The organism is Cupriavidus sp. C1SS-2L, from assembly GCF_057073735.1.
Genome location: NZ_CP172709.1, coordinates 2,044,799 through 2,054,659 on the forward strand (window position 1 = coordinate 2,044,799; position 9,861 = coordinate 2,054,659).

Below are 9,861 nucleotides of genomic sequence, written 5' to 3' on the forward strand. Positions count from 1 at the left end.
GCGCCCGAACGCAACTGCTCCGTGTTCTTCATCGGCCGCGATGGATCTTTAGATGCCACCGTGCGCGGCGATGAACATGGCGACGGCCGACCGGCAATAGGATTCGATTTCGTTGTCGTCCTTTGCTTTCGCCTCGTCGAAGCGGGCGATCAGCAGGAGATCGGATCCTTTGAAAAGCGCGGCAAACAAGCGGGCGGACTGGAGAGCATCGGGTACGTTCAGAATCGCTTTCGCGTGCAACTGACGCAACACGGCCTCGATTTGGGCGATGACATGGGCGGGCCCGGCTTCGTAATGGAGCTTGCTTAACGACTTTTGATTCGTCTTGTCGGCCAAAACCATGGCTTCGACACTACGGACGTCCGGGCTCAACAGCGTGCGAAGCAGGGATGACCCCAACGCCATGAGCTGATCTTCGGCCGAGCCATCGACGCCTTCGAAAAGGGCCTGCGGTGCAAACTGCTCGCAGCGGGCCACCATGGCCGCGCTGAACAGCGCCTCCTTGTTCTCGAAGTGCCGATAGATGCTTAGCTTGGATATCTTCGCCCGCTGGGCGACCTTGTCCATGGTCGTCGCTTGAAAACCCAGTTCCACGAAGAGTTCGCAGGCGGTGTCGACAATCGTTTGGCGAAGCGCCTCGTTGGCGGGCCGGCCGCGCCGGCCCTGGCTGTTTTCGGTCACGACAATTCCGATACTTGACAGTATTTAAATTCTTGTACTACGATACCATTAAGTATCGTAAATGAGCAAGCCAAGGGTATGTTTCAACCGGTTGTCCAAATCAGCTTTCCTCTGGCCGCCCGGCGATAACGAATGCGGCATTGTCGGGCCGGACAATACAGCCATGGGCAACTTTCTCGCCAGTGCCGAAACCCTCTGGCCGCGGATCGTCTCAAGCGCTTATCTCCGGACGTTATTGCGCACCGGGCCCAGCCACCCCTCTATCCACAACACGGAGCCCATCACCATGAATGACGTCATCATCATCGGCGGCAGCTTTGCCGGGCTCGCCGCCGCCCTGCAGCTCGGCCGTGCGCGCCGCAAGGTCATCGTTCTCGATACCGGCCGACCGCGCAACCGCTTTGCCGGCCACTCGCATGGCCTGCTCGGCCACGATCACAAGCCGCCGCTGGACATCCTAGTCGAGGCGCGGCAGCAGCTTGCGCGCTATCCAACGATCAGGCTGGTCATAGCTCGGGCCGAGAGCGTGTCTGGCGCCATCGACGATTTCTGCGTCGTCACTGACGATCAGGAAAGCCTAAGGGCGCGCCGCCTCATCCTGAGCTATGGCGTCGCCGACCAGATGCCTGATGTTCCGGGCTTTGCCGAAAGCTGGGGCACGTCCATCGTGCCCTGCCCCTATTGCGACGGCTTTGAAGTCGCCGGCCAGCATTGGGGCCTTCTCTGGTCCGGCCCACAGTCGCACCAGTCTGCCAGGCTGTTCCGCGATTGGACTGACAAGTTGACTGTCTTCGCCGATGGTCATGACATTGCGGCCGATATCCAGGCCGATCTGGCGCGCCGCAACATGCCTGTCGTCGATGGCCGGATCGTCGAGATCGCCCATCACACGGGCCATATCACCACCGTCAATCTCGATACCGGCCGCAACGTCGCGGTCGACGTCCTGTTCGCCCATCCGCGCAACAAGCCGTCCGCAAGCCTGCATGAATCACTGGGCCTCGCCACGGTCGATACGCCCACTGGCATCGTCCTCAAAGTCGACGAGCGCCGCCAAACCAGCATCCCCGGCATCTACGCCGCTGGCGACCTCGCCACGCCCTTCTTGCCCTCGGTCACCCAGGCATCATCGCAGGGCGCGATGGCGGGTATCTTCGCCCAGCAGTCGATGGTTGTTTGAGAGTACAGATTCCTTTCTCCCGTTGCGTCGTCGCCTTCGAAAAGGTCGGCGTAGGAGCAACCTATGGATGATGCGTGGACGGCTGATGGGCGAGGCCGTTGCATGACGCAAAAGCCGCCCGGGCGGGCAGGCAATCGGCGCCTTCTTTATGCCGGACCTGAAGCTGATCCTCAAGAACCATGTGCCGGATTTTCCTGGCAAGAAGGTCGACATCAGCCTCCAGATCACCGATTCGCCGGCCCCGTCCGTCGTCGCCAGAATGCTGGCCTCGGTGCATTGGCTGATATGCGGCAGTCCTGCCTATTTGTACGACAAGGCTGAGCCGTCGAGCCCTTCGGACCTGGCCAGGCTGGACTGGGTCGACCAGTACATCCGCGGCTTCCTGGAACTGGATGGCGACGCTGGGGTGGAGCGCGTGAAGATCCGTACGCGGCTCCGGCGAAAGTCAAGGTGCTGCTGGATTTCATCGTGCGCGCGTTCGACGGCAGCGGCGGAAGCCTGGCGGCCGTGGCGGAGCGTTATGCCGAGCGTGAAACGTCGATCTGATCACCCGCGACGGTTCCATGTTGTCAGCGCCAGACCGACATCGACCTTTGCAGGCTTGGTATAGAACGAAGTCATACCTTCCCTCAATCTTTCACCGGTTTGGGAGCATTGCGATGACTGAACTGAACGCGTTACCCGAGACAGACCCACGCCACCACACCCTCAAGATCAAGGCCATGCTCAACGACACGTTGCAGCACTTGCGCGACGATGTCACCAAGGTCACCGACCCGAAGGCGCAAGCATTGTTTGAGACCTCTGCCGAAGTGCTGCAGGGTTTGCTGACGGCCTATGACCATTTCGAGCAGCGTAGCGAACCGGCATGGCGTTAGCGCGGCTCACCCCGTTGATGCGGTTCCGGCGCGCGCCAGCATCTGTGCGATATGAAGCGGAACGGTGCCCGCGTGGTGCCGGATCTGCAGGCGGCAACTGAAGCCGTCGGCAACGACCATCGTTCCGGCTGATTTCGCCAGGATCTTCGGGATCAACGTCCGTTGCGCGCACGCGTTCGACACCGTTTGCTTGTCCGGCAGAAAGCCGAACGATCCGGCCATGCCGCAGCAACCGGAATCGAGCACGGTGGGCACGACGCCCACCGCACGCAGCGCTTCTTCCTCGCCCGCGGTCTTCCAGATCGACCGGTGATGGCAATGCGCGTGGACGAGCGCGTTCCCCGACAACGTGTGCATGCCGCGCAGCGCGTCCCGCTGGCACAGGAAATCGGGCAGCAGGAAGGATTGCTGGCGCAGGCGCATTGCCTGCTCGTCGCCGCCCAGCAGTTCGCGCATTTCCTCGTGGAAGACCGACAGGCAGGCGGGTTCCAGCACGACTACCGGCGTCCCGCGGCGGATATCCTCGGCCAGGGTATCGAGCACGTCGCGCAGATACGCGCGCGCCCGGTCCAGCATGCCGTACTCGTAGAGTGGGCGGCCGCAGCATAGCGGCTGGGGTGGAATGTGCACGTCGTGGCCGGTGGCTTCGAGCACCGATACGGCGTCGCGCGCGATGTCGGGCTCGAAGGCATTGGTGAATGTGTCCGGCCACAGGATCACCCGGCGCCCGTGCGGAGCCTGGCGCGGCCGGGTGGCAAACCAGTCCCGGAACGATTGCTTCGCGAAACGTGGAATCTCGCGGCCGCTCGCGACGTTCGCCAGCTTGTGGGCCGCCAGCGACAGCAGCGGCGCGTGCGTGAGCAGGTTGAACAAGCCAGGCGCATGCATGCCCAGGCGCGCCCATTGGTCGACCAGCCCGAAGGCGAACGCTTCGCGTGGCCGGTGGCGGCGTTCGTAGTAGTGGGCCATGAACTCGGCACGGTAGATCGCCATGTCCACGTTCACGGGACATTCGCCCCTGCAGCCCTTGCATGACAGGCACAGGTCCAGCGCCTCATGCACGGCCTCGGAACGCCAGCCGTCCTGTACCACCTCGCCCTTGAGCATCTCGAACAGCATGCGGGCGCGGCCGCGTGTCGAATGCCGTTCCTCGCCCGTTGCCATGTAGCTCGGACACATCACACCCTTGTTCTTGCGGCATTCGCCCACGCCGACGCAGCGCAGCACCGCACGTGGAAAGCTGCCGCTGTCCGTGGTGTAGTGAAAATAGACGGGCTGCTCGGGCGGGTTGTAATCCGTGCCGATCCGCAGGTTCTGGTCGATATGCCAGGCGTTGACGACCTTGCCTGGGTTCATGCGGTTAAGCGGGTCCCATATCTGCTTGAACCGGCCGAACGCGCGCATCAGCCGTTCCGGGTACATGATCGGCAGCAGGTCCGCCTTGGACTGGCCATCGCCATGTTCGCCGGAGATGGAGCCGCCAAGGCTGACGACAAGATGTGCGGCGTCCTGCAGGAATCGCTGCCATATTTCGATGCCCTGCGCCGTTTCCAGGTCGAAATCGATGCGCGTGTGCACACAGCCCTGGCCGAAGTGGCCGTACAGCGCGCAGGCGTAGCCGTAGCGATCAAACAATTCGCGCAACCGGCGCAGGTATTCGGCCAGATGCCTGGGCGGGACGGCAGAGTCCTCCCACCCTTCCCACGTGATCTTCTGGTTGGGCACATGCGCGGTCGCGCCAAGGCCGGATTCGCGCACGCGCCAGATCAGCTGTTCCTCGGCGGGGTCGTCGAAGAGCTTCATCGAAGGCGCGTCGCTGCCGGCCTTGAGCGTGTCCATCAGCTTGCGTGCACGGTCGTCTGCCTGCGCCTTGTCGTCGCCGCCGAATTCCGCGAGCAGCCATCCGTTGCCCGGTGGCAGCAGCGCTACGTCTTCGGGGTGCAGGTGCAGTGCGGTCATGTCGGCAATCAGCCGGTCGTCCATGCCTTCCACGGCGATCGGGCCGGACGCCATGACATCGAGCACGTGATCGGCGGCATGGAATACATCCGGATAGCCAAGTGCGAGCAACGACCGTGCGCGCGGACTATCGACCAGGCGCAGCTTCGCTTCGAGCACGATCACGCACGTGCCCTCGGTGCCCACCAGCGAATGGGCGATATTGCCGTTGTACTCCGGCAGCAGTGCCTCCAAAGGGTATCCCGAAACGCGTCGCGGAATGCGCGGCATGTCCTGGCGGATGTCGTCCTGGTATTCATCGCGCAGCGTGCGCAGCAGCCGGTAGATCTCGCCGACGCGGTCGCTTCGTGCGGCAAGCGCGTCCCATGCCTGCGGCGTGGTGGCGCCGACGGTCAGCCGGGTGCCGTCGTACGTGAGGATGTCGAGCTCGATCACATTGCGGATGGTCTCGCCCCCCATCACCGAATGCGGCCCGCACGAGTTGTTGCCGATCATGCCGCCGAGCGTGTTGTGCGTATGCGTGGCAGGGTCCGGTGCAAACGTCAGGTGATGGGCTTCGGCCGCATCGCGCAGGCGGTCGAGCACCACGCCGGGCTGCACGCGGGCTGTCTTCTCCTGCGGGTCGATGGACAGGATGCGGTTGAGGTACTTCGAGAAATCGAGCACGACCGCGACATTGCAGGTCTGCCCGCACAGGCTGGTTCCGCCCCCGCGCGACAGCACCGGTGCGCCGTGCCGGCGGCACAACGCGACGGTATCGATGACGGCCTGCACGCTGCGCGGAATCACCACGCCGATCGGTACCTGGCGGTAGTTGGATGCATCCGTCGCATACAGCGCGCGGCTTCCCGCGTCAAAGCGGACTTCCGCATCGACGGTATCGCGGAGCGCCGTCTCCAGCGCGGCGAAGCCTTCGCCGTGGGCCGAGGCTAGCAGGCCAGGTGACATCGTGCATCCCCTTCGCGGAAGCGCAGGCCGAGCCCGGGCTGGTTCGCGTGCGGGCACAGGTTGCCGTCGTGCAGCGTGGGTATACCGTCGAAGTACTGCGCTTCAATGTGGGCATGATCCTCGAACACTTCGACGTGGACGGCCGGAGAGGCCGCGCAGCACAGGCTCGCATGCAGCGCAGGGGCACAGTGGCTGGACAGCGGCACATGGAAGGCTTCGCAGAGGTTCACGGCGCGCAGCCATCCGGTGATGCCGCAGCGTGTTGCATCCGCCTGCAGTACATCCACGCAACGCGGCTCCAGCAGTCGCCGGAAATCGTCGCCCGTAAAGCCATACTCGCCCGCCGCGACGGCGAGCCCCGGTGGCGTGTGCTCGCGCACCGCGCGCAGGCCCGTAATGTCGTCCGACGAAACAGGCTCCTCGAACCATGTGATGCGGAACGGTGCGAGGGCCTGCGCCATCTGCAGCGCCTGCGCGACCGTGTACGCGCCATTCGCATCGACAAACACTTCGACCTCCGCGCCAACGGCATCGCGCACCGTGGCGACGCGGGCCGGGTCGTCGTCGGGGTGGCGCCCGACCTTTATCTTCACGCGCGAGAACCCCGCGTCGCGCCAGGCGCGCGCAGCGTCGTGCAGCGCTTCATGGGACAGGCTGGTGAACCCGCCGCTGGCATAGCCGGGCACCGAGGTGCGCGCGGCGCCGAGCAACTGCATGAGCGACACGTCGAGCAGGCGCGCCTTCAGGTCCCACAGTGCAATGTCGACGGCCGAAATCGCCTGGGCGCACAGCCCCGATACGCCGAGGTTGCGCACGGCGCCCTTCATGGCGCGCCAGCTGGCGTTCGTGGCCATGGCGTCGGTGCCGAGCAAACGCGGCACCAGCAGTTGCGCAATGATCGGGATGACGGCCTGGTCGGAGTACCCATACCCGCACCCGGTGACGCCGCCGGCGGCGGCATGCACCACCACCAGCGTGACATGGTCCCACTCCAGCGTCCCGTCGGATTCCGGAGCCGGCAAGGGAATCCGATAAGCCCTGGCTTCGATGGACCGGATCGGCGTGGCATGCGAGCGTGTCACGGCGTCGCATCCTTGTCCGCATGCCGCTTCGACGAAGCCGTCAGCGATTCCCAGACCTGCCGGAACGTCGCGCGCAGCGTGCCACCGGCATCGGTATCGCCATGGAGCATGGCCGCGATGTAGTCGCGTGCCTGCTTCGCCGAAATATGCGGCGGCAGCGGCGGAACATCGGGGTCCGTGACCATTTCGAGCACGGTGGGGATCCTGGCGGCCAGCGCCTGGTCCAGGGCCGGGCCAATCGCCTCGGGGCGGTCGACGCGCACGCCCTGCAGGCCGAGCAACTGCGCGAACGCCGCATACCCGAACACGGGCAGGTCCTGCGACACGGCAAACTTGGGGTCGCCTTCCATGACGCGCTGCTCCCAGGTGACCTGGTTCAGGTCGCCGTTGTTCAGCACGATGATGGTCAGTGATCCGCCCGACCAGCGCTTCCAGTCGCGCGAGATCGTGATCAGCGCGTTGATGCCGTTCATCTGCATGGCGCCATCCCCAACCATCGCAATCACGGGACGATCGGGGTGCGCGTACCTTGCCGCAATCGCATACGGCACGGCAGGCCCCATCGTCGCGAGCCCGCCGCTCAGCGATGCCATCATGCCGCGACGTATCTTCAGGTCGCGCGCATACCAGTTGGCGGCGGAGCCAGAGTCGCAGGTCAGGATGCAGCCGTCGGGAAGCCGTTCGGACAGTTCCACGAACACGCGCTGTGGATTGATCGGGTTGGCCTTGGCGGCAGCGCGCTGGGCCAGCACCTGCCACCACTCGGCGACGTTATGTTCGATCTCCTGCTGCCAGGCGAGCGGCTTCTGCTCCAGCATCGGCAGCAGCGCACGCAGGGTGGCCGCGCTGTCGCCCTCCAGGCAGATCTCCATCGGGTAGCGCAGGTTCAGCATGCGTGCGTCGATGTCGATCTGCACCCCGCGGGCCTTGCCTTCTTCGGGCAGGAACTCGGAATACGGGAAGGCCGAGCCCACCATCAGCAAGGTGTCGCATCCCGTCATCAGCTCCCAGCTTGGCTTGGTGCCGAGCAGGCCGATGCTGCCGGTGACAAAGGGCAGGTCGTCCGGCACGGCGGCCTTGCCCAGCAGCGCCTTGGCCACCCCTGCGCCGAGCCGGCGCGCCACCTCGATGACTTCATCGGTGGCTTGCAGGGCGCCGGCGCCCACCAGCATCGCCACCTTGCTGCCCGCATTGAGCACGTCGGCGGCGCGGCGAAGATCCGGCTCCGGCGGCACCAGCGCGCGCGCGGTGTAGCCGATGCCGGTATGCACCGTGCCGTGCTCGCGTGGCGGCACTGGTACGGCAGGCAGGTTCTGCACGTCGTTCGGAATGATGATGCACGTGACCGTGCGCCGTTCGATGGCGATGCGCATGGCGCGGTCCACCAGGTGACGCATCTGCGCGGGATCGATCGCCATCGCCACGAAGTCGCGCGCCACGTCCTTCATCAGCGTGGTCAGGTCGACCTCCTGCTGGTAGTCGCCGCCCAGCGCCGCGCGCTTTTGCTGGCCGACGATGGCCACCACGGGCTGGTGGTCCATTTTTGCGTCGTACAGGCCATTGAGCAGGTGAATGGCGCCGGGGCCGGACGTGGCCAGGCATACCCCGGCCTCGCCGGTGAACTTGGCATGCGCGCACGCCATGAAGGCGGCCAGTTCCTCATGGCGCGCCTGGATGAACTCCGGGTCGTTGTCGGCGCGACCGAACGCTCCCATCAGCCCGTTGATGCCATCGCCCGGGTAGCCAAATACACGCCGGACGCCCCATTCCCGCAAGCGCTTGAGCACAAAATCCGAAACAGTCATTGCCATGGCGGTCTCCATCCTATTGGACACCGCCATGCATCACGCATGCCGATGACCACGGGCGCCGGTACGCACCCGGCGATACGCAACGGCCGCAATCGTGAGCGCAGCGCACAGCGTAGAAAGTGCGCGTTCCGGTAAGGATTGCATGTCGGGTTAGCGCGGCGGGGGCTTGGGGGCCATGTGCGAAATGCGAAGCGCAACGCATGCCGGGCGACACATCACACTGGGATGCATCTTGCATGGGTTACCGAAGTTGTCCGTTGGAAAACGCAGCATGGCTGATGCTAAGCCCGTTCAAAGCGCCCGTTGCGTGGTCATCACCGGTGCCTCGGCCGGCATCGGGCGCGCCACGGCACGCGCGTTCGGCCGCATGGCATGGCGCGTGGGTCTGCTGGCGCGCGGTCAGGACGGGCTGCGCGCAGCGGCATCGGAAGTGGAGCGGAGCGGTGGGGTCGCCCTGCCGATCGTCGTGGACGTCGCGGACCATGACGCCGTGGAACGGGCCGCGGCGCGGGTGGAGGCCGAACTGGGGCCGATCGACGTATGGATCAACTGCGCGATGGCGACGATCTTCTGCCGCGCCGACCAGATAGCACCGGCGGACTTCGTCCGCGCGACGCACGTCACCTACCTGGGCGCCGTGTGGGGCACGCTGGCGGCGCTGGGCCGCATGAAGACGCGCAACCGGGGCGTGATCGTGCAGGTTGGCTCGGCGCTCGCGTATCGCTCGATTCCGCTGCAGGCGCCGTACTGTGGCGCGAAAAGCGCGTTGCGCGGCTTTACCGATTCGCTGCGTTCGGAGCTGATTCACGACGGCAGCCGCATCCACCTGACCATGGTGCACCTGTCGGCGTTCAATACGCCCCAATTCGACTGGGGCCGCACGTGCATGCACCGGCAGCCGCAGCCCGTGCCGCCGATCTTCCAGCCAGAGGTCGCCGCCGACGCCATTGTATGGGCGGCGCTGCATCATCGCCGCGAGTCATGGGTGGGCTGGCCGGCGGTGCAGGCCATCATCGGTACGCGGCTGATTCCTGGTGTGCTCGACCGCTTCCTGGCGCGGCACGGATTCGATTCGCAGCATACCGATCAGCCCTTGCCGCGTGACCGGCCTGACAACCTGTACCACCCCGTCAAAGGGGACCATGGCGCGCACGGCAGGTTTTCCGACCGTGCCGCGCGCAGCAGCATCCAGTGGTGGCTCAATACGCATCGCTGGGTGATGGCTGCAGTCGTGATGATCGTGATGGCGCTGGTCGCGGGGTGGCTTTGGCGAAGCCGCTGACAGGCCGGCGCCATTTGGGCAGGGAATCAATCAAGGAGAA

Annotated in this window: 8 protein-coding genes; 4 read left to right on the forward strand and 4 right to left on the reverse strand. The window is 65.1% G+C overall.

The genetic code is table 11. The features are described 5' to 3' along the window. Window positions 1–48: 48 nt before the first annotated feature. On the reverse strand, window positions 49–681 hold the full coding sequence (locus ACIGJG_RS27060; protein ID WP_140950243.1) for a TetR/AcrR family transcriptional regulator: 633 nt from the start codon (window positions 679–681) through the stop codon (window positions 49–51). Between the two features lie 286 nt (window positions 682–967). Between ACIGJG_RS27060 and ACIGJG_RS27065 the strand changes: the two genes are divergently transcribed. From ACIGJG_RS27065 to ACIGJG_RS27075, 3 genes are all read left to right on the forward strand, one after another. After that, window positions 968–1,861, forward strand: coding sequence for an NAD(P)/FAD-dependent oxidoreductase (locus ACIGJG_RS27065; protein ID WP_483674048.1), 894 nt, complete (start codon window positions 968–970; stop codon window positions 1,859–1,861). Between the two features lie 148 nt (window positions 1,862–2,009). Next, entirely contained in the window at window positions 2,010–2,471 is a 462-nt protein-coding gene (locus tag ACIGJG_RS27070; protein WP_140950244.1) for a type 2 periplasmic-binding domain-containing protein, read from the forward strand. Between the two features lie 49 nt (window positions 2,472–2,520). Continuing rightward, the gene (locus tag ACIGJG_RS27075) at window positions 2,521–2,739 is read left to right on the forward strand and encodes a hypothetical protein (protein ID WP_140950245.1); all 219 of its coding nucleotides are present in this window, start codon (window positions 2,521–2,523) and stop codon (window positions 2,737–2,739) included. Window positions 2,740–2,745: 6 nt separating this feature from the next. On the opposite strand, the gene ACIGJG_RS27080 is transcribed toward ACIGJG_RS27075, so the two are convergent. Genes ACIGJG_RS27080 through ACIGJG_RS27090 form a run of 3 tightly spaced genes read right to left on the reverse strand, consistent with a single transcriptional unit; the run spans window position 2,746 to window position 8,539 of the window. Continuing rightward, on the reverse strand, window positions 2,746–5,646 hold the full coding sequence (locus ACIGJG_RS27080; protein ID WP_483673370.1) for an FAD-binding and (Fe-S)-binding domain-containing protein: 2,901 nt from the start codon (window positions 5,644–5,646) through the stop codon (window positions 2,746–2,748). Further along, complete coding sequence (locus ACIGJG_RS27085) at window positions 5,628–6,728, reverse strand: enolase C-terminal domain-like protein (RefSeq protein WP_483673371.1); 1,101 nt, start codon at window positions 6,726–6,728, stop codon at window positions 5,628–5,630. The genes ACIGJG_RS27080 and ACIGJG_RS27085 overlap by 19 nt, the downstream gene beginning before the upstream one ends. Next, entirely contained in the window at window positions 6,725–8,539 is a 1,815-nt protein-coding gene (locus ACIGJG_RS27090; protein ID WP_140950247.1) for a thiamine pyrophosphate-requiring protein, read from the reverse strand. Before ACIGJG_RS27090 ends, ACIGJG_RS27085 begins: the two co-directional genes overlap by 4 nt. Before the next feature lie 271 nt (window positions 8,540–8,810). On the opposite strand from ACIGJG_RS27090, the gene ACIGJG_RS27095 reads away from it, so the two are divergent. Then, complete coding sequence (locus ACIGJG_RS27095) at window positions 8,811–9,821, forward strand: SDR family oxidoreductase (RefSeq protein ID WP_011300556.1); 1,011 nt, start codon at window positions 8,811–8,813, stop codon at window positions 9,819–9,821. The last annotated feature ends 40 nt before the right edge of the window (window positions 9,822–9,861 follow it).

Excerpts from the sequence above, each read along its gene's own strand:
- ACIGJG_RS27065 (WP_483674048.1), top strand. The coding sequence starts at position 968 with ATGAATGACGTCATCATCATCGGCGGCAGCTTTGCCGGGCTCGCCGCC.
- ACIGJG_RS27090 (WP_140950247.1), bottom strand. The coding sequence starts at position 8,539 with ATGGCAATGACTGTTTCGGATTTTGTGCTCAAGCGCTTGCGGGAATGG.
- ACIGJG_RS27080 (WP_483673370.1), bottom strand. The coding sequence starts at position 5,646 with ATGTCACCTGGCCTGCTAGCCTCGGCCCACGGCGAAGGCTTCGCCGCG.
- ACIGJG_RS27070 (WP_140950244.1), top strand. The coding sequence starts at position 2,010 with ATGCCGGACCTGAAGCTGATCCTCAAGAACCATGTGCCGGATTTTCCT.
- ACIGJG_RS27075 (WP_140950245.1), top strand. The coding sequence starts at position 2,521 with ATGACTGAACTGAACGCGTTACCCGAGACAGACCCACGCCACCACACC.
- ACIGJG_RS27095 (WP_011300556.1), top strand. The coding sequence starts at position 8,811 with ATGGCTGATGCTAAGCCCGTTCAAAGCGCCCGTTGCGTGGTCATCACC.